Below are 19,881 nucleotides of genomic sequence, written 5' to 3'. Positions count from 1 at the left end.
GGAATTGAGAAACGGGCGAGCGTGACCGGCCGCGTGATTCCGGTTGCTCCCTTTGTCCTGACCGTCTTCGGAGCGACCGGCGATCTTGCGCGCCGCAAGCTGTTACCGGCGCTGTTTCGCCGCGATTTCGCCGGCCAGCTGCCCGATGCGGCCACCATTTTCGGCGTTGCACGCGGCCCGATGCCCCGGGACGAATTTCTCGCAATGGTGCGCGCGGCCATCTTGGAGCATGTGCCGGAATCGAAAACCACCGGCCCCGTACTCGATCGCTTCCTTGCGCGCCTCAACTACATGGCCGCCGATGCAGAAGGTGAAAACGGGTGGGCCGAACTCGCAGCCGCCCTGTCGCACTACGCCGAACGCGTTCAGGTCCATTATCTAGCGACTGCACCGCAGCTGTTCGGACCGATCTGCGAGAGGTTGGGAAGTTACGGCCTCGCAACCGGCGACTCTCGCATCGTCATCGAGAAGCCGATCGGCAAGGACGTCGAGTCCGCGATCCGGCTCAATAAAACCATCGGCAGCACATTCCCGGAGGAGCGCGTCTACCGGATCGATCACTATCTCGGCAAGGAGACCGTGCAGAATCTGATGGCGCTGCGCTTTGCCAACGCGCTGTTCGAGCCGTTGTGGAACGCCGCCCACATCGATCATGTGCAGATCACGGTCGCCGAATCCATCGGCGTGGAAGAACGTGGCGCCTACTACGACACGTCGGGCGCTCTCCGCGACATGGTGCAGAACCATCTCCTGCAACTGTTGTGCCTTGTCGCGATGGAGCCGCCATATTCGCTCGAAGCCGATGCCGTGCGCGATGAGAAGCTCAAGGTCCTTAAGTCGCTCGAGCGAATCGACGAGACGAACGCGGCGGCCTTGACTGTGCCGGGTCAATACCGCGCCGGTGCGTGTAACGGCGTCGCCGTCCCCGGCTACGCCGACGAGATCGCCAATCACCAAAGTACAACCGAGACTTTCGTGGCGCTCAAGGTTGCCGTTGCGAATTGGCGCTGGACCGGCGTTCCGTTTTACCTGCGCACCGGAAAGCGGCTGCAGCAGCGCAGCTCCGAAATCGTCGTGACTTTCCGCAAAGTCCCGCATTCGATCTTCGATTCGGAGTCGGGAAAGGTCTTGCAGACGCGACTCGTGATCCGCCTGCAGCCGGACGAGGGGATCAAGCTCTGTCTCATGGTCAAGGAGCCCGGGCCGGGAGGCATGCGGTTGCGATACACCCCGCTGGACATGAGCTTTGCGGAAGCCTTCGACGTCTCCGTGCCGGACGCCTATGAGCGGCTCCTGATGGATGTGGTCCGCGGCAACGCGACGCTGTTCATGCGCCGTGACGAGGTCGAAGCAGCATGGCGCTGGATTGATCCGATCCGCCGGGCGTGGGGCCAGATGAATGACCTTCCCCGGCCCTATGTCGCGGGCAGCTGGGGCCCCTCTGCCGCCGTCGCGCTGATCGAACGCGACGGCCGAACATGGGCGGAGGACGGTCCATGACCTCGGCTCGATCCGCCGATGGCGCAGAGGCGGGCATTGCAGACGGAATATTCCTGAACAGGAGCCTTCTATGACGATCGATGCAAGGGTCGATGCGCGGGTCGCCGAGGTGACGGATCGCATCGCTCGCCGCAGTCACGACAGCCGTGCACGCTATCTCGACCGCATCACGGCAGCGGTCACCACGCCGGTGCGGCGGCGATTGGGATGCGCCAATCAAGCCCACGCCTTCGCGGCTTGCGGAACGCACGACAAGAAGGCGATGCAGGATGGCCACGTTCCCAGCGTCGGAATTGTCACCGCCTACAACGACATGCTCTCGGCCCATCAGCCCTACGAGCGCTTCCCTGAGTTGATCCGTCAAAGCGCGCGCGCAGCCGGTGGTGTTGCTCAGGTCGCGGGCGGCGTCCCTGCGATGTGCGACGGCATCACGCAAGGCGAAGCGGGAATGGAGCTCTCGCTGTTTTCGCGGGACGTCATCGCCTTGTCCACCGCGGTCGCGCTGTCGCATCAAACCTTCGATGCTGCGGTGTTTCTCGGCATTTGCGACAAGATCGTGCCTGGCCTCGTCATCGGCGCGCTCTCGTTCGGGCATTTGCCCGCGATATTCATTCCATCCGGTCCGATGACTTCAGGCCTTGGCAACGATGCCAAGTCGAAGATCCGGCAGGCCTACGCGGAAGGAAAGCTCGGTCGCGAAGCGCTCTTGGAAGCTGAAGCGCAGGCCTATCATGGCGCGGGCACCTGCACTTTCTACGGCACGGCCAACACCAACCAGATGTTGATGGAAATCATGGGCCTGCATTTGCCGGGGGCATCCTTCGTGACACCGAACACGCCCTTGCGCGATGCACTGACCCGCGCAGCCACCAAGCGGGCGTTGAACATCACCGCGCTCGGCAATCAATATACCCCGATTGGCCGGATGCTTGACGCGCGCGCTTTCGTCAACGGCATCGTCGGGCTGCATGCGACAGGTGGCTCGACCAACCTGACGCTGCATCTGGTTGCCATGGGTGCCGCGGCCGGCCTCAGCCTCACGTGGGACGATTTCGCCGACCTCGCGCAGGTGACCCCGCTGCTCGCGCGCATCTATCCCAATGGCTCGGCAGACGTGAATCATTTTCACGCGGCCGGCGGGATGAGCATGTTGATACGGGAACTGCTGGCGGAGGGGCTGCTTCACCGCGACGTCACAACCGTTTGCGGCGATGGACTGGACGCCTACCTGCAGGAGCCGGCGCTCGATGCCGACGGAGCGTTGACGTGGCATGACGGCCCCGTCGCCAGCGGCGATCCTGCCGTGCTTCGAGGAGCCGCCGAGCCTTTCCAAACAACGGGCGGCCTACGGGTTCTGACGGGCAATCTCGGCCGCGCCGTCATCAAGACATCCGCGGTCTCGACCGAGCGCCAGGTCATCGAGGCGCCTGCACGCGTATTCCATTCCCAGGAGGATCTGCAAAAGGCTTTCGCTGCGGGCGAACTCGTGGGTGATTTTATCGCGGTGGTCCGATTCCAGGGTCCGAAGGCCAACGGCATGCCCGAGTTGCACAAGCTGATGCCGCCTCTTGGCTCACTTCAGGATCGCGGCCTGAAGGTCGCGCTTGTGACGGATGGGCGGCTTTCAGGTGCGTCCGGCAAGGTTCCTGCAGCCATCCACGTCACTCCGGAAGCAGCCGAGGGCGGCGCGATTGCACGGATTCGCGATGGCGACGTCGTTCGGCTCGACGCCGCCGCCGGCCGGCTCGAGGTGCTCGTCGATCCCGGCGACTGGGCCACACGAGTGCATACGCAAGCAGATCTCTCCGGGGCGCATGTGGGGGTCGGCCGTGAACTCTTCGGCTTGTTCCGCGAACGGGTCAGTAGCGCCGATACCGGCGCAAGCGTTTTTGCCGGTTGAATGCGCGAGACGCGTCCGCGGCATCTCTGCTCGCGGTAAGCCAGGCTCCCCGTGCCCAATCGGGTGAAAATCGCGAGGCCGTGCATGATTCCCTGGCCTTCGATCGCCCGGTTGAAAAACCGGGAGCCAGCCAGCCGCGTCGCGACCTGCAACACGTCGCGCCAAGCATCGATCACAGCTTCGCTCATGTTCTCCAAACCCAGGCGCCCGGTCGATCGGCGGCTCGGCGACCTTCGACTTCGCCACGGCAATACCTATATCCTGCGGCGAACGCGTGTCGATGCAGTGAGCATGTGATGGCCGGAAGACGCACGACCGACACGGACGCCGACGACCTGCCCCGCTATTTCGTCTGGGTCCGCGGGCTCGACGGGCCCGAGCCGCAGAAATGGATCGACATGGATTTCGGCCTCGGTGACTGGAAGCGGCCGCTGGTGCTGGCCTGGCTGGAACTGCCGGCGGACGAGCGGCGCCTGCCGCTGTCGCTGCTGGTGCGGCGATATCCGCCGCCACGGGTGGAGACGCTTTAGCCGCGACACGTCACGCGACAGGGCGCGCGCAGCGTTCGAGGAACGGGCTGCCACGGAACGCGCGACGGCGACTCCAACTCAATCCCGTCTCCCTTTAGTCGTCGTCATCGAGACCAAAGAGCCGGATTTGCGGGAAGCCGCCGCGTGGCCGGCTGGCGTAGTCGCGCGCGTTGGAATCCTCGCGGACGTTGCGTGCCACATCATCCCAATTGGTCTGATCGCGCATGCCGCGGGCATCTCGTTGCTCGTAACGGTGGCGCGCCCAGCGCTCGTGCCGTTCCGCCCGCCGTCGTTCGGATGCGGCGCGCTTCACGTCGGAATTGCTGGCCTTCGCATAGGCATTGTCGGGAGGAGATGCCGGCTCTGTGGAGGCCTGCTGCTCGGCGGGTTTCGTTGCTTGCGGAGATGGTGAAGGCGTTGGCTTGGGGGGCTCAGCGCTGGCCTGACTAGTTCCGGCATCGGGTTTCGCTTCGCCTTGTGCCTGAGCCGGCGCGGCGATCATCGCGCCGAACGACTGCGATCCCGTGAGATATTGCACACGTTCCGATGGCGCATTCGTCGTGACCGGCGTGGCGGCTTCGGCGCGTTGCGCCGCCTTGGCTGTATCGGGTCCCTGCTTGGGCGCGATCGGATGCATGATGTTGCCGGCAACGATGCCGCCGCCGAGACCAATGGCGATGGCGGCAATGATCGATCCGGCGCCGACGAAATACGCTGTCAAGGCGCGCATAGGTCCACTCCCTGTTCGGAGCGGGCAACGCCCGACGATTGTCGGATGTTCCTGATGGAACAGGTTCCCCGTGAGGGAATGTCCTGTCAGATCTGCTCGGCGACCTTCTCGAGTCCGATGACGCGGGCGAGCTTGCGCACTTCTTCCTTCTGATCGTCACGCAACTGGAACAACAGCGGCATAGCGGCCGACTTCAATTGCTGGACCTCGTCGCAGTTCGGATCGATCTGCACGTTCGGCCCGTTCGGATTGGAGAGCTTGTTCGCGGAGATCTTGCGGACGACGTTGCGCAGCGCGCTCTCGACCGAGGGCCAGTAATATTCCTGCGACGACGACAATTTCAGGCGATCCCTGATGCCGGCGATCTGCACGTCAGAGAGCAGCGAATAGGTCTTTTGCGGCTGCGGCCTGGCGGCGACCTTCGGCTTGGCCGGGGCGTCGTGGAGCGCGACGGTGACCTCGGCGGCAACAGGCGCTTCCAACGAGGCCACCTTGGTGTTGCCGGCCTTAGGCTCAACAGCCGTTGACTCGACAGCTTTGGGCATCGGGAAATCGGCGGGCGTGGACGCGGCAAAGGCCTGGCGCAGCGGCTCGGTGAGAACGGGCGCCTGGGACAGCTTGTCGGCCGGCACCTGAACGGGCTCGATCGCGGCCGAGGCCAGCGCCAGTGTCGGAACCAGCCGGTCCGCCTTGGCGGCGCGGTTGGCGGTGATCTGCTTCGGCGGCTGTGCCTGCGTGATCATCTCGGCACCGGCGCTCGGCACGCTGTCACGGCCTAGAATGGCGGTGGTGGCTGCACCGAGGACCAGCAAGCAGGTCAGCACGGTGATGGTGATGGCTCTGGACAAACGTCTCTCCGGGAGGGCCGCTTCACGTTGTTGTTAGAGATGCCCAGCAAAAGGGAACGAATTAAGGCTTGAGTGTGCCTTTGCGGCGACAATCACCCTGCCCGCGGCGACGAATCCAGAATACCAAGTAAGATCAGGCAGCTAGCGCCAGATCATAGGCGTCCTGGATGTCGGCGACGATCTCGGAGGCCTCCCAGACGGCGCGCGGCTCGACGGACTGCAGCGTCACCGTCCAATTGCCGCCCCGGCGGGTCCGGGGGACGCTGACGATGTCGAAGCGGACATTGCGGCACAGCGGGTGGCGGGCCAGCGCATGGGCGACGCGGACGCGGATTTCGTCCAGCGTTGCCGAGGTCTTGCTGTTGAGAAAATCGAAATCCATCGCCTGTCCCTCTCGGTCCTGATTGGCGGCCCTGTTGGGGATTCTTGGCGAGGGTTGGTTAATCTCCCGTTAAGCGCCGGCTTGCGGAGCCATGCGAGATTAACCGAACCAGGGCGCAGAAAATTACCGCTCGCGAGCCTCGCGGTACTCCGTGACCGTCCGCGCCACGAGTTCGTCGACCGCCATCACGCCGGCGACGCCTGAAGTCGAATGCCCGCCGCTCCAGATGTCGCGCCAACGCTGCGGCCGGTTCTCACGCGCACCGACGTCGATGTCCTTGCCGATGTCGATGGCACCGCGTGCCGGCAGATCGTCAGGATCAAGTCCGGCCGCCACGATCGACGGGGTCAGCATGCTGGTCTGCAGGCCCGTAAACGCGGTGGTGAGCAGGATGTCGTCGGCGGTGCTGTCGACCAGCATCTGCTTGTGGCGCTCGTCCGCCATGCTCTCGTGCGTCGCGATGAATTTGGTGCCCATGTAGCCGAGATCGCAACCGAGCACTTCGGCCGCATGCAGCGCGCGGCCGTCGCTGATGCCGCCGGCGAGCACGATGATGCCGTCGTAGAACGCGCGCACCGCGCGGACGAAGGCAAACGGATTGAGCCAGCCGGTCTGCCCACCAGCGCCGGCGGTAAGCAGCACAAGCCCGTCGGCGCCTGCCGCCGCCGCGCGTTCGGCATGGCGGATGGAAGCAACATCCGCCAGCACCAGCGCGCCCGCATCATGCAGCGGCTGCAACACCGGCGCGGGCGAGCCGACCGACGTGATGACGATTTCGGGCCGGTGATTGAGCAGCACGGCAAGATCCTGCTCCAGCCGTGCATTGGAGCGATGCACGATCAAATTCGGGCAGAGCGGCGCGGCCCTGCAGCCGGTCTGATCCTCGTGCTGCCGCAACCGCGTTGCGATCTCGGTGAGCCACGCATCAAGCCGTTCCGTACTGCGGCAATTCACGGTGGGAAAACTGCCGATCACGCCGTTGCGGCAAGCCGCGACCATGAGCTCGACGCCTGACACCAGAAACATCGGCGCCGCGATCAGCGGCAAGCTCAGACGATCGCGAACATGTTGCAGTCGATCGGATGCCACCCAGACCTCCCTCTCTCTGCTAGAGTCCTCGACAACATTGGCACGCGAGAAGCCGATGACAAAGCAACGAGGAAACATATGTCCGATCCGCTCTACGCATCGTCCTCGGCTTGTGCGCAGACGCTACGGGCGCTCGCGAGCTCGCCGCGAAGGCGACGCTGCTCGAGGCTGTCTTCACGACGGGGCCGGCCGATTACGGCGTCGATCTGCTGGCCGCGACCGAGAGCGCGGGACATGCCGGCGCGCGGTGCCTCGCTGGTCTCGACGATCTCTCCACGCTGAACTACACCGGCGGCACCACGGGCAAGTCCAAGGGGGCGTTGCGCTATCACCGCGAGAATGCCGGCGCTGCCGGCGCGATCCTCGCCGACTTCGAAATCCCCGACGCCCCGCGCTATCTCACGGTCGCGCCGATCAGCCACGTCGCAGGCACAAAGGTGCCGCCGACACTGATGCGCGGCGGCAGCGTGCACATGCTCGGGGGTTTCGATCCCGAAGCCGTGCTGGCGACGATCGCCCGCGAGCGGATCAATTTCACGCTGTTCGTGCCGACCATGATTTATGTGCTGCTCGACCATCCCGCGCTCGGCAAGACCGATCTCTCCTCGCTCGATCTCGTGCTTTACGGCGCCTCTGCGATGTCGCCGAGCCGGTTGGTGGAAGGCATAGAGCGCATCGGCCCGGTGTTCTCGCAGCTCTATGGCCAGACCGAGTGCTATCCGGTCTCGGTGCTGCGCAAACGGGATCACGACGCCAAGACGCCAGAGCTGTTCCTGTCCTGCGGTTTCCCGATCGCGGCCTGCGAGGTCAGGATTCTCGACGACGACGACCAGGAGGTGAAGGCGGGCGACCCCGGCGAGATCTGCGTGCGCGCGCCGCATGCCATGGCGAAATACTGGAAGCGGCCCAGAGATAACCGCCGAAACGTTGAAGAACGGCTGGGTCCATACCGGTGACATCGCGCGCCAGGACGAACGCGGCTACATGTTCATCCTCGACCGCAAGAAGGACATGATCGTCACCGGCGGCTTCAACATCTTTCCACGCGAGGTCGAGGACGTGCTGTCGCAACATGCAGATGTCGTGATGGTCGCGGTGGTCGGAATCCCCGACGAGAAATGGGGCGAGGCCGTCACGGCCATCGTCGTGCCGCGCGAGGGTACGAAGCCCGATCCGGACGAGCTGATCAATATGGTGCGGACGCGAAAGGGCTCCGCGCATGCACCAAAGCAGATCCAGTTCGTCAAGCAGCTGCCGATGACCGGTGTGTGCAAGATCGACAAGAAGGTGCTGCGCGCCGGCTTTTGGAGCGGCCGGGGCCGGATGGTCGGGTGATCTCCCTGATTGCAGCACCGGGTTCGGGCCACACGCATCGCGCGAACCCTCCGAAACAATCAGCGTTTTCACCCGGGATATTACGGTGTCGTTGTGGCGCCGGCACCACAATGCGCGACGGAGTGCGCGTCCGTGCGCCCCGCCCGATTGCCGGCAAATCAGGGAATCAACTACATCGCTTCTGGGGCTGGGGAAGCGGAGTGGGACATGAGAGTCGCTTCCCTGGAAAGTGCAGTCGCCGCGGTCACGTTGATCACGGCTATCATCGTGGTGCTGTGGGAGATCAAGATCTTCTACGGATTATGAACTGGCAGGATGCTAGGCATCCCTTCCGCGGCGGCGGAAGCCTGCCGGTTAATTGCCGGGCGCTCCCATCACGGGCTTCGACATCCATAGCGGCCGACGAAACAGCGCAGCGCAGCCGACGCCGGCAAGCGCAACACCACCACCGATCACATCGGAGGCGCGGACGGGTTCGCCGAGCAGCAGAATGGCACCCAACGCGGTGAGCACCGGCAGCAGATTCATGAAAATCGCACAACGATTGGGACCCAGGATCTGCACGCCGCGGACCCACAGGAACGGCAGCACGATCGAGGCAAGCCCGCCGGCATAGGCGATCAGCGGCAACGTCTCGGCATTGAGAGCGCGCATCGGCGCCGGCGTTGCGAGAAAGGCCGGAAACATGATGGCCAGCGCGCACAGCGCCTGCATGTAGGTCGATTGCCAACCAACCACGGGCAGATCCCAGCGCTTCAGCAGAACGCCATAGAGCGCATAGACCAGCGCGGCGAGGAACATCAGGGGATCGCCCGGATGCACGCCGTTGCGCAGCAACGCGGCCGGATCGCCGCCGCTGACGAGATAAACGAGGCCGGCGAGCGACAGCACGCCGCCCCCGACCAGGCCCACAGTCGGCGTCTCGCGCAGCAGCAGCGCGCTCAGCAGCACCGTGAGCAGCGGCGTCAACGCGGTGAACACCGCCATGTTGGTCGCGGTGCTGGTCTCGGCTGCGAGATATGACAGGCTCTGGAACAGGCACATCGCCAGAAAGCCGAGGACGGCGAACTGGCCAAGATGCGGCCAGATGGCCGCGCGGTTGCACCAAGCAGGCCGCCCGACGAACAGGCTCATCAATCCGACCGCGAGCAGGAGGCGATAGAACGTGATCGCCTCGGGGCCGATGGCGTGGGCGGACAACCGTGAGACGATGACGTTTCCTGCCCACAGCGCGATGGCGAAGAACGGATAGAGGAAAGCGGGCTTGGTGGCCATGGTTTCAACCGTTGAGCTCGAAATGGTGAAGCCGGGCGTAGCGCTTCCGCGAGCGTCCGTATCGCTCTAGACTGACCGTGACTGTCGAGATTGAGACATGCTGGACGAACTAACCTCGCGCCATCTTGCCTTCCACGCGACCCATCGCCCCCTGGTGGGGATGGAAGCGGATTATCCGGATGGCGCCTCCACCGGCGTGCACGCGCATCCGACCGCGCAGCTGCTCTACGCGATCGAAGGCGTCATGGTGGTGCGTTCGGCCGCGGGCACGTGGATCGTACCGCCGAACCGGGCGGTCTGGCTTGCGCCTGGTCTGGACCACGAGACGATCATGTCGGGGCAGGTGCGGATCCGGACGGTGTTCGTCGAATCGCAGGCATCACCGCATCTGCCGGAAAAGAACTGCGTACTCGCGGTATCGCCGCTGCTGCGGGAGCTGATCATCGCGGCCACGCGCATTCCGATCGACTACGACGAGACTGGCCGCGACGGCCGCCTGATGCGGCTGCTGCTCGACGAGTTGCGCGTCTCGGACGCGCTGCCGCTGCATCTGCCCTTTCCCGATGACGCCAGGCTTCGAGCGATCTGCGTGGCAATCGCCGACGATCCGTCCGACAGTTCAACCGCCGAACAATGGGCGGATCGCGTCGGCGTCACCGCCAAGACAGTGCATCGCCTGTTCGCGAAACAGACCGGCATGAGCTTCGCGCAATGGCGACAGCAGGCGCGGCTGCTGCGCGCGCTGCGCCGACTGGCCTCCGGCGAGAAGATCATCGACGTCGCCTTCGATTGCGGCTACGCGAGCCAGAGTGCATTTGCGGCAATGTTCCGCCGGCACTTCGGGGTGCCGCCGTCGATGTTTTACCGGTGAGGCGCCGCCTGCCCCCCGATCAGTGCCTTCACCGCTTCTCGATCACCAGGCTCTGAATCGCGCGGCCGAAATAGCCCTGCCGATCAGCCAAGCGTGACATCGCGAGCCCTGCACCGTCAGGACCGATCCAGGATTCACCGTCGAGCAAAATCCAATCGCCGACCGGCTGGCGCGCAAGGCTCACGGTGAGGTCGGCGTTGATATAGGTCCAGGCGCCGAAGTCGAGCGTCGAGGCGGTACCGTTGGAGAAATCGGCGGCGACCACGGCGCGCACGGCCTGCGAGACCGCCTCACCTTCAACCAGCGGATGGTCCAGCCGAAACCAGATCGCGCCGGCGCCGGCCTGGCCGAAGCGGCCGCGCGCCGCGCGCATGGAGACCATGCCCGCGAACGGACTGGTCGCGCCGTGCCCGTCCTCGACCAGCGAATCCTCGGGCGGCGGCAGCGCGACCGGCGGATCCCTGACGTCATCAGGCAGCGGCTGAGACTGTTGCTTGATCTTGAGCACGGTGGCGCCAACGACCTGCACGCCGCCGGCGAGCAGCTTGATCCCGCAGAGCTGGATCTTGCGGCCCTCGCGCAAGATGTCCGTCTCGATCGTGAGCGGCCCGACCGGCACCGGGCGCATCAGGTCGATGCTGACACGCGCGATGTTCATCGGCACGGGCGTCGGAATGCGCTCCGCCGCCCATGCCGCCAGCGCAGATGGCGCCGAGCCGTGCTGCATGCGCCGATCCCATGGCCCTGCGGCATTGGGGCTGGTGACGACGTTGTTGCCGTCGACGCTGTAGATGGCGCTCATTGCGAGACCGATCACAACGGCGGATCGATCGCTTCCTCATATTCCTTCTTGAAGCGCGCGATCAGATCGGCGGCGGGGACGATGCCGTCGACGCTGCCGATGCCCTGGCCCGAGCCCCAGATCTCTTTCCAGGCCTTCGGCTTGGGGCGTTCGCCTGATGCATCGGTACCGAAGTTCATCTTCGATGGATCCGATGTCGGCAGGTTCTCCGGATCCATGCCGGCTGCGAGGATCGAAGGTTTCAGATAATTGCCGTGCACGCCGGTGAAGAGGTTGGAATAGACAATGTCGTCGGCCGTCGAGCCCGCGATCATCTCCTTGTACTTCTCGACCGCGTTGGCTTCCTTGGTCGCGATGAAGGCCGAGCCGATATAGGCGAAGTCGGCACCGAGGATGCGCGCGGCGCGGATCGCCTTGCCGTTGCCGATGGCGCCCGACAGCGCGATCGGGCTGTCGAACCATTTGCGGGTTTCGGCGACGAAAGCGAGCGGCGAGATGGTGCCGGCGTGACCGCCGGCGCCGGCCGCGACCAGGATCAGGCCATCGGCGCCCTTCTCGATCGCCTTGCGGGCGAACTTCTGGTTGATCACGTCGTGGAAGACGATGCCGCCCCAGCGGTGAACGGCCTGGTTCAGCTCCTCGCGCGCGCCGAGCGAGGAGATGATCATCGGCACCTTGTACTTGGCGCAAAGCTGCATGTCGTGGTCGAGCCGGTTGTTCGACTTGTGCACGATCTGGTTGACCGCGAACGGCGCCGACGGCTTGTCGGGGTGGGCGCGGTCATAGGCCGCGAGCTCTTCGGTAATCCGCGCCAACCATTCGTCGAGCAGCTCCGGCGGGCGCGCGTTCAGCGACGGAAACGAGCCGACCACGCCCGCCTTGCACTGCGCGATCACGAGATCGGGCACCGAGATGATGAAGAGCGGCGAACCGATCACCGGGATCGACAGGCGCCCCTTGAACAGAGCAGGCATGGACATGGTGGAACGATCCTTTGCTGGCGGACGCATTGAAGGTTGGGGGCCATACCAACAAGGCAATCTTTCCACTGTCAAGCATTGCGTTGCGACGCCGCGGCGGACGCCCTTGCCACAATTCCAACGCGCGGAATTCCGACCGCGTGCAGTCTATCCGTCTTTCTCCGTCATTGTGAGCGAAGCGAAGCAATCCAGTGTCTTTCTATAGAGACAGTCTGGATTGCTTCGTCGCAAGGACCCCTCGCGGGGACGAGGAGAGACTTGCGGATGGCGCGAGCCTACCCGGTCAAATCCGGATTGATCAGGCGCTCGAACGAGAACATCTCGTCCCATTTCTCCTGCGTCAGCAGCTTGCGTTCGATCACCACGATCTGGTGCAGCGACTTGCCGCTCTTGTAGCCCTCGCGTGCAATCTCGGCGCATTGCTTGTAGCCGAGCAGCGGCTTCAGCACGGTGACGATGCCGAGCGAGTTCAGCACCATGTTGCGGGTGTGCTCCTCGTTGGCGGTGATGCCGACGACGCAATTCTCGCGCAGGCTGTTGACCGCGCGCTCCATGGTACGGATCGAGAAGAACAGCGCGAACGAGATCACCGGCTCCATCACGTTGAGCTGGAGCTGGCCGGCACTCGCCGCCAGCGTCACCGTGGTGTCGAGGCCGATGACGAGGAAGCTCGTCTGGTTGACGACCTCGGGGATGACGGGATTGACCTTGCCCGGCATGATCGAGGAGCCCGGCTGGAGCTGTGGCAAATTGATCTCGTTGAAGCCGGCACGCGGACCGGAGGCCAGCAGGCGGATATCGTTGCAGATTTTCGTCAGCTTGCTCGCGGTGCGCTTCAGCACGCCGGAGAGCTGCACATAGGCGCCGGTGTCCGACGTCGCTTCCACGAGATCGCCGGCGAGAATGAAGTCGACCCCGGTCAGCGCGCTCAGGTGCCGGACTGCGAGCTTGGGATAGCCGACCGCGGCAGTGACAGAGGTGCCGATCGCGGTGGCGCCGAGATTGATCTCGCGCAGCAGCGCGCGCGCTTCCGAGATGCGGTCGACCTCCTCGCCGATCGTGGTGCCCCATCCCCTGAACTCGGCGCCGAGCGACATCGGCACCGCATCCTGCAAATGCGTGCGCCCCATCTTCAGCACGCGATCGAATTCGCGGCCCTTGGCGAAGAACGCCTCCTGAAGCTGGCGCAGCGCCGTCATGTAGCTCTCGAGCCGCAGGATCAGCGCCAGCCGAAACGCGGTCGGATAGGTGTCGTTGGTCGACTGGCCGTAATTGACGTGGTCGTTCGGGCTGACGTGCTGGTAGTCGCCCTTGACGAAGCCGAGTGATTCCAGCGCGAGATTGGCGATCACCTCGTTGGCATTCATGTTGGTCGAGGTGCCGGCGCCGCCCTGGATAAAATCAGTGACGAACTGGTCCATCATGTCGCCGGCGATGACCCGGTCGCAGCCGAGGATGATGGCATCGGCGACCTTGGCGTCGATCGCGCCCAGGTCGCGGTTGGCCATCGCAGCGGCCTTCTTCACGTAACCGAGCGCCTTCACGAAGTAAGGCTCCTGGTTCATCGGAATGCCGGTGATGTGGAAGTTCTCCTTACCCCGGATGGTCTGGACGCCGTAGTAGATGTCGTCGGCGATCTCACGTTGTCCGAGGAAGTCCTGCTCCGTGCGGCTCATGGGCGCTCCTTGCTGCTCGCGCGACGTCCCTAGTTCTGGCACAGCGCGCTGGTGACGACGGTATCGGTGCGGCAATCATCCGGTTTGCGTTGCCTGCCCGGAATGAGAACTTTGGCCGAGCACTTCTCGGCAGCGTCGGTGTTCAGACTCTTGCCTTCCCTGTAGCCCTTGCTCTGGCAGAGCTGGTCGGCGGCGGGCTTGCAGTCGGGCGCGCCATTGGACGAAACCGGACAGGCCGCGCGGCGCGACACCATGGTGGCCGGCCGTGCCAGGCGCGACAGATCGTTGACGGTCTCGCCGGGGCTTTTGATGGGCGGCAGGATCGATGGCAGCTTGTCGAACAGCTTGCCCATTTCGTTGAACAGCCCGGGGTTTTCCTCCCGCGCGGGCGGGGCCGAGGGAGCCGGCGTCGAGGACGGCGGCGCGGCCAGCGGTCCCTGCTCCTGCAAGCCGAGCGACGGCGGCGCGGATTGCGCCCATCCGGCCCCACCGACAGCAAGCAACAGCAGCACTGCTGATTTCAGCGTCCCGAGCCGCACCACCGGATTGCCGGATCGAACCATCATGCAGGCAAGCGTAGCCGAAGCCGGCCCAGCGGCAAAGCCGCCGCCGATTCAAATCCTAGATCAGCTTGATCGCCACCACGAAGCCAAGCACCAGCACGGCAGCGCCGAGCGCGACCCACAGGCCGAGATGCTTCTCGATCCGCTCGCGGATCCAGTCGCCATAGCGGTTGAGCAGGATCGCCACGATGAAGAAGCGTCCGCCGCGCGCGACGACCGAGCACAGGATGAAAAGGACGAGATTGTAGCCGGCAAAGCCCGAGGTGATGGTGACGAGCTTATAGGGGATCGGCGTCAGTCCCTTGAGCAGGATGATGACCGCGCCCCACTGGGCGTAGGAGGCACGAAAAGCATCGACCTTGTCGCCGAGGCCGTAGACCTGGATCAGCCAGTGGCCGACCGAGTCGAACAGGAGCGCGCCGATGGCATAGCCCAGCAGGCCGCCCAACACCGACGTCGCCGTGCAGATCGCCGCATAGACCCAGGCACGCTGCGGGCGCGCCAGTGACATCGGGATCAGCATCACATCCGGGGGAACGGGAAAGAACGAGCTTTCGGCGAAAGCCACGGCACCCATGATCCAGAGCGCATAGGGCTTGTGGGCGGCGTCGATGCACCAATCGTAGATACGTTTCAGCATGGCGCCGCGATCAAGCACCATGTGACGGATTTGTCCATCGTGAGTTTGTGATGATTTAGTGCCGTTTCCGTGCCGAACGGCCCTCGATCGCGACGATTGGACGCCGGGCCGAGGTAGGGGATGACGCGACCTTGGGCAGCTTCATCGACGATTTCGGCAGCTTTTCGGCAATGCCGAGCATGTCTTCCCGTCGCGACATTTCACGCCAGACATCTTCGGGGCGGACGCCGGCGGAAGCCCAGAGCACGGTGAGATTGTAGAGCAGGTCGGCGCTTTCCCGGATCACCGCTTCGGTGTCGCCGTTGACCGCATCGATCACGACCTCGATGGCCTCTTCGGCCAGCTTCTTCGCCATTTTGGAGGGGCCGCGCTGAAACAGCCGCGCGGTACGCGAGATTGCGGGATCAAGGTCCCTGGCCGCGAGCACAGCCAGATATAGCCGCTCAAGCGAATCACTCATGGACGCAAAATTACTCTAAACAAATGGTCGACGCGTTAACGCTTGACAATAAAGGCAAAAAGGCCGGCGCGAGCGCGCCGGCCTGTTTGGTCGATGGCTTATGGCCGAACGGTTAATTGCAACCGTACCCGGAATAGCCGTGGGCGCAGACCTTGTCGTAGCCGCCATAGCGCTCCTGATAGCCCGAGCCGTAGTAATAGGAGCCATAGCCGGGGCCGCCATAGTAGGCCGGGCCGCTGTCGTAGTAGTAACCCGGACCCGCATCATAGGCGTAGGCGTCACGGGTCGCTGCGATCGCAAGGCCGGTGCCGATGGCGCCGGCAATGGCCGCGCCGGCGAAGGCCGCACCGCCACCACCATGCCAATGGCGGCCGCCTGCGAACGATGCGGTGGGGGCGACGGCGGTCAGCGCGAGCACCGCCGCGGTGGCAAGAACGGCCTTGCGGCCAGCAAATTTCGCAACTCGGTCGAACATGATTTGGACCCTCCTTGGGACCTCTGGGGTGCCTCGAGACAGGCTCAAGTCCTTCAAACACCTGCATCCCATCTTGGGTTCCCCAAACCAAACACAAGCTGAACGGGGTTGCGTAAACATGACGCAACCGCCGCTCATCTCCTGTTCAGGTTGAAGGATGCGCGCCGACCCCGCACAGGCTCGGCCACTCGATAGATCGGCTAAAGACGCCAAAAGCTTCCGCTGTATCTCGCTGACGATCCCTGCTTAAAATGCAATCCCATCGTCAAATCGCCTGTCCCGGTCAGCGCCGCCTCATGTCCATCTTCAGCCTCTATACCCGCGTTCTCGAGCTGCTCGGCAAGGAGGCGCGGCTGGGCTGGTTGCTGGCCCTCGCAAATCTTCTGCTCGCCGCCTCGCAATTCGCCGAGCCGGTGCTGTTCGGGCGCATCGTCGACGTGCTCTCCGGCAAGACGGTGCAGGGCTCGAATTCCGCATGGCCATTCCTGATGGCCTGGGTGGCGTTCGGGCTGTTCACAATCGCCTGCAGCGCGCTCGTTGCACTGCAAGCGGACCGGCTTTCCCACCGGCAGCGTCAGGCGGTGCTGACGAGCTATTTCGAGCACATCCTGCAGCTGCCGCTGACGTTCCATTCCGGCACCCATTCGGGCCGGTTGATGAAGGTGATGCTCAACGGCACCGATGCGCTATGGCGGCTCTGGCTCGGCTTTTTCCGCGAGCATTTTGCCGCGATCCTGTCGGTCGTGGTGCTGCTGCCGTTGTCGCTGTATCTGAACTGGCGGCTCGCGATCCTTCTCTTCGTGCTGTGCATCGTCTTCACCGCGTTGACGACCTTCGTCGTGCGCAGGACCTTCGGCATGCAGATGGCGGTCGAGGAGCAGTACAGCGAACTCTCCGCGCGCGCATCCGACGCGCTCGGGAACGTCGCGCTCGTGCAGAGCTTCGTGCGCGTCGAATCCGAGGTGCAGGGACTGCGTTCGGTTGCCGACCAGCTGCTTGCGGCGCAGATGCCGGTGCTGTCCTGGTGGGCGCTCGTCACCGTGATCACGCGCGCCTCCACCACCATCACCGTGCTCGCGATCTTCACGCTCGGCATCGCACTGCATGGGCAGGGTCTCAGCTCGGTCGGCGAGATCGTGATGTTCGTGAGCTTCGCGACGCTGCTGATCCAGAAGCTCGAGCAGGTAGTGAGCTTCATCAACAACGTGTTCATGGAAGCCCCGCGCCTGCGCGAGTTCTTCGGCGTGCTCGATGCCGTGCCGGCAGTCCACGACCGGCATGACGCGATCGATGCGGGCAGGCTGTCGGGTCTCGTCGAGTTCAACGACGTCACCTTCTCCTATGACGGCAAGCGACCGGCGGTCGAGGACCTCTCCTTCACGGCGCTGCCCGGCCAGACCATCGCGCTGGTCGGCCCGACGGGCGCCGGCAAGTCGACCGCGATCGCGCTGCTGCATCGCGCCTTCGATCCGCAATCCGGCTTCATCAGGATCGACGGCATGGACGTGCGCGGCGTCACGCTGACATCGCTGCGCCGAAACATCGGCGTCGTGTTTCAGGAAGCGCTCCTGTTCAACCGTTCGATCGCGGAGAATCTGCGCGTGGGCAAGCCGGATGCGACCGAAGCCGAGATGCGCAAGGCTGCGGAGCGCGCGCAGGCGCTCGATTTCATCGAGCGCAGCGGCGGCTTCGAGACCAATGCCGGCGAGCGCGGCCGCATGCTGTCCGGCGGCGAACGGCAGCGGCTGTCGATCGCGCGCGCGCTGCTGAAGGACCCACCGATCCTGATCCTGGACGAGGCCACCAGCGCGCTCGACGCGGTCACCGAGGCCAAGGTGAACGCCGCTCTCGATGAAGTGATGAAGGGCCGCACCACCTTCGTGATCGCGCACCGCCTCTCGACCATTCGCAATGCCACGCGGATCCTGGTGTTCGAGAACGGACGCGTGATCGAAAGCGGAACTTTCGATGAACTCGTGGCCAAGGGCGGCCATTTTGCCGAGCTCGCCAAGGCTCAGTTCATGGTGCAGGAACGGGAACAAACACAGGGACAGGCAAACGCACGGCACGGCGCGAGTGCCGCCGAGGCCGCGGCTTCCGCCGCCAAATCCTCCTGACCAAGTCCCCACAACAAGTCCCCGCAGCACCGTCGAAATTCGGCCTATTTCATTGCGGAATACCAGGCGGAAGCCCCTATTCTCGACGCACGAGCCGGTATAGGTTTGCGACCGCCGCAAGCGGCGGCGCTGGATTTCAGAGCGTACATCACACGAGAACCGTCCGTATCAGGCGGATCTCCCAGGACCGGAATCGGATAGTGCACGCCTTTCGCCCGCTGCTTCGCAAGTCCCTGTTCAACCTGTTCGCTGCAGCGCTCGCCATCGGTGCGCTTGTCCTGCCGCGCCTGGCCAATGCCGAAGCGCTGCTGCTGATCGAAGCCGACAGCGGCAAGGTGCTGCAAGCCGAGAACGCGACCATTCCCTGGTATCCGGCCTCCGTCACCAAGATCATGACCGCCTATGTGACCTTGAAAGCGGTGAAGGACGGCAAGATCACGCTCGACACGCTGCTGACGGTGTCGCCGATGGCCGCCTCGCAGTCGCCCTCGAAGATGGGCCTCCGTCCGGGAACACAGGTGACCGTCGACAACGCGCTGAAGATGATGATGGTCAAGTCGGCGAACGACATGGCGGTGGTGCTCGCGGAGGGCGTCGGCGGTTCGATCGACGGCTTCGCCGACATGATGAACGACAACGCGAAGCGATTGGGCATGACGCAGACCAACTACGTCAATCCCAACGGCCTGCCCGCGGACGGGCACGTCACCTCGGCGCGCGATCTCGGCATTCTCGCGCGCTCGTTCCTGCGCGACCTGCCGGAATACGAGTCCTACGTGCACATCCCGGCGATCCGCTTCGGCAAGCGCATCACGCCGAATTTCAACAAGCTGATCGGCCGCTATCCCGGCGCCGACGGTTTCAAGACCGGCTTCATCTGCGCCTCCGGCTATAATCTCGTGGCATCGGCCACCCGCAACGGCCGCCGCCTGATCGCGGTGGTGCTCGGCGCCAGCTCCGGCACCGCGCGCGCGGTGAAGGCCGCGCAGCTGCTCGAGCGCGGCTTCAGCCAGGACAATCTGTCGTGGCTGCGTCCTTCGCTCGGCACGGTCGAAAACCTCGTGCCGGTCGATGCCTCTCCGCCGAACCTGCGCGAGGAAATGTGCGGCGGTCATCGCAAGCATCCGGCCAGCGACGACGACGATGCGTTGATCGCGACCAATGGCGCGACGGGCGGTCCGGCTTCCGCAACCGGCGGCGCAGCCCAGGTGACGTTCTTCACCGCAGGCCTCCAGCCCCCTTTGATGAAGGCCTCCGAGCTGATGGCTTCAGCGCCTGCGGCCGCAGAGCCCGTCGTGGTGTACACCGGCCCGACTCGCACCGGCGCAGCCCTGGTCGCGGCGGTCGCCGCCGACACGGACCAGCAGAGTCCGCCGAAGGCGCGTGGCAAGAAGCCGCGCGTCGCCAAGAAGCCTGACGCCGGCAGCGATGCCAAAAGTGATGCCAAGACCGGCGCCAAGACCGATGCGAAGGCAGCGGCTGCAAAACCCGCGGCCACAAAGCCGGACGCGGCTGCCAAGAGCAATGCCAAGAGCGATGCCAAGAGCGATACCAAGGCCGCGGCAAAGCCGGCGGCAAGCAAGCATGCCGCGGCCAAGTCTACGGACAAACCTGTAGCGAGCAGCGACCAGGCTGCCGCCAAGCCGGCCAAGCCGAAGGCGGCCACCAGGCCGAAGCCCGCGCCCAACAACAGCTAGGTTCACGCGGC

General features: G+C 64.5%; 18 protein-coding genes and 1 pseudogene. 7 read left to right on the top strand and 12 right to left on the bottom strand.

Going from position 1 to position 19,881, the window contains the following annotated elements; genetic code table 11:
• Positions 1-21: 21 nt before the first annotated feature.
• The 3 genes from zwf to ACVW16_RS21370 all read left to right on the top strand — a co-directional run bounded on the left by zwf (position 22) and on the right by ACVW16_RS21370 (position 3,930).
• Positions 22-1,500 carry a glucose-6-phosphate dehydrogenase gene (zwf, locus tag ACVW16_RS21380; protein WP_456738238.1) on the top strand — a complete coding sequence of 493 codons (1,479 nt, stop codon included), beginning with the start codon at positions 22-24 and terminating at the stop codon, positions 1,498-1,500.
• A gap of 70 nt (positions 1,501-1,570) precedes the next feature.
• Positions 1,571-3,400 (top strand): phosphogluconate dehydratase, encoded by a 1,830-nt coding sequence (gene edd / locus ACVW16_RS21375; RefSeq protein ID WP_456736355.1) that lies wholly within the window; start codon positions 1,571-1,573, stop codon positions 3,398-3,400.
• Between the two features lie 296 nt (positions 3,401-3,696).
• Entirely contained in the window at positions 3,697-3,930 is a 234-nt protein-coding gene (locus ACVW16_RS21370) for a hypothetical protein (RefSeq protein WP_456736356.1), read from the top strand.
• A 94-nt stretch (positions 3,931-4,024) separates the two neighbouring features.
• On the opposite strand, the gene ACVW16_RS21365 is transcribed toward ACVW16_RS21370, so the two are convergent.
• From ACVW16_RS21365 to ACVW16_RS21350, 4 genes are all read right to left on the bottom strand, one after another.
• Entirely contained in the window at positions 4,025-4,660 is a 636-nt protein-coding gene (locus ACVW16_RS21365) for a hypothetical protein (RefSeq protein WP_456701101.1), read from the bottom strand.
• 86 nt (positions 4,661-4,746) lie between these two features.
• Positions 4,747-5,508, bottom strand: a complete 762-nt coding sequence (locus tag ACVW16_RS21360) for a hypothetical protein (RefSeq protein WP_456701100.1) — start codon at positions 5,506-5,508, stop codon at positions 4,747-4,749.
• A gap of 133 nt (positions 5,509-5,641) precedes the next feature.
• Positions 5,642-5,890: a hypothetical protein gene (locus tag ACVW16_RS21355; RefSeq protein WP_092226984.1), complete on the bottom strand. Its 249-nt coding sequence runs from the start codon at positions 5,888-5,890 to the stop codon at positions 5,642-5,644.
• Between the two features lie 123 nt (positions 5,891-6,013).
• A complete protein-coding gene (locus tag ACVW16_RS21350) occupies positions 6,014-6,979 on the bottom strand; it encodes an NAD(P)H-dependent flavin oxidoreductase (protein WP_456701099.1) in 966 nt (321 codons plus the stop codon).
• Positions 6,980-7,089: 110 nt separating this feature from the next.
• Here ACVW16_RS21350 and ACVW16_RS21345 point away from each other — a divergent pair.
• A pseudogene (locus tag ACVW16_RS21345) lies at positions 7,090-8,314 on the top strand (AMP-binding protein); the annotation flags it as partial.
• A gap of 354 nt (positions 8,315-8,668) precedes the next feature.
• Here ACVW16_RS21345 and ACVW16_RS21340 read toward each other — a convergent pair.
• Positions 8,669-9,589 carry a DMT family transporter gene (locus ACVW16_RS21340; protein WP_456736357.1) on the bottom strand — a complete coding sequence of 307 codons (921 nt, stop codon included), beginning with the start codon at positions 9,587-9,589 and terminating at the stop codon, positions 8,669-8,671.
• Between the two features lie 97 nt (positions 9,590-9,686).
• Between ACVW16_RS21340 and ACVW16_RS21335 the strand changes: the two genes are divergently transcribed.
• Positions 9,687-10,460 carry an AraC family transcriptional regulator gene (locus ACVW16_RS21335; RefSeq protein ID WP_456736358.1) on the top strand — a complete coding sequence of 258 codons (774 nt, stop codon included), beginning with the start codon at positions 9,687-9,689 and terminating at the stop codon, positions 10,458-10,460.
• Between the two features lie 28 nt (positions 10,461-10,488).
• On the opposite strand, the gene ACVW16_RS21330 is transcribed toward ACVW16_RS21335, so the two are convergent.
• From ACVW16_RS21330 to ACVW16_RS21300, 7 genes are all read right to left on the bottom strand, one after another.
• Positions 10,489-11,262, bottom strand: coding sequence for a thioesterase family protein (locus ACVW16_RS21330; RefSeq protein ID WP_456701096.1), 774 nt, complete (start codon positions 11,260-11,262; stop codon positions 10,489-10,491).
• 11 nt (positions 11,263-11,273) lie between these two features.
• Positions 11,274-12,242 (bottom strand): NAD(P)H-dependent flavin oxidoreductase, encoded by a 969-nt coding sequence (locus ACVW16_RS21325; RefSeq protein WP_456802419.1) that lies wholly within the window; start codon positions 12,240-12,242, stop codon positions 11,274-11,276.
• 275 nt (positions 12,243-12,517) lie between these two features.
• Positions 12,518-13,918 carry an aspartate ammonia-lyase gene (locus tag ACVW16_RS21320; protein WP_456701094.1) on the bottom strand — a complete coding sequence of 467 codons (1,401 nt, stop codon included), beginning with the start codon at positions 13,916-13,918 and terminating at the stop codon, positions 12,518-12,520.
• Between the two features lie 29 nt (positions 13,919-13,947).
• On the bottom strand, positions 13,948-14,484 hold the full coding sequence (locus tag ACVW16_RS21315; RefSeq protein ID WP_456736359.1) for a hypothetical protein: 537 nt from the start codon (positions 14,482-14,484) through the stop codon (positions 13,948-13,950).
• A gap of 55 nt (positions 14,485-14,539) precedes the next feature.
• Positions 14,540-15,142, bottom strand: coding sequence for a YqaA family protein (locus tag ACVW16_RS21310; RefSeq protein ID WP_456701092.1), 603 nt, complete (start codon positions 15,140-15,142; stop codon positions 14,540-14,542).
• A gap of 34 nt (positions 15,143-15,176) precedes the next feature.
• Positions 15,177-15,581 carry a phosphoribosyl-ATP diphosphatase gene (hisE, locus tag ACVW16_RS21305; protein WP_456736360.1) on the bottom strand — a complete coding sequence of 135 codons (405 nt, stop codon included), beginning with the start codon at positions 15,579-15,581 and terminating at the stop codon, positions 15,177-15,179.
• A 112-nt stretch (positions 15,582-15,693) separates the two neighbouring features.
• Entirely contained in the window at positions 15,694-16,056 is a 363-nt protein-coding gene (locus ACVW16_RS21300; protein WP_456736361.1) for a hypothetical protein, read from the bottom strand.
• Positions 16,057-16,352: 296 nt separating this feature from the next.
• Between ACVW16_RS21300 and ACVW16_RS21295 the strand changes: the two genes are divergently transcribed.
• Positions 16,353-18,173: a glucan ABC transporter ATP-binding protein/ permease gene (locus ACVW16_RS21295; protein WP_456736362.1), complete on the top strand. Its 1,821-nt coding sequence runs from the start codon at positions 16,353-16,355 to the stop codon at positions 18,171-18,173.
• Positions 18,174-18,373: 200 nt separating this feature from the next.
• Positions 18,374-19,870 (top strand): D-alanyl-D-alanine carboxypeptidase family protein, encoded by a 1,497-nt coding sequence (locus ACVW16_RS21290; RefSeq protein WP_456736363.1) that lies wholly within the window; start codon positions 18,374-18,376, stop codon positions 19,868-19,870.
• The last annotated feature ends 11 nt before the right edge of the window (positions 19,871-19,881 follow it).

It is taken from the genome of Bradyrhizobium sp. USDA 4474 (genome assembly GCF_054057515.1).
Note: the sequence above shows the minus strand (reverse complement) of the source record. Positions and strands in the feature narration are given on the sequence as shown.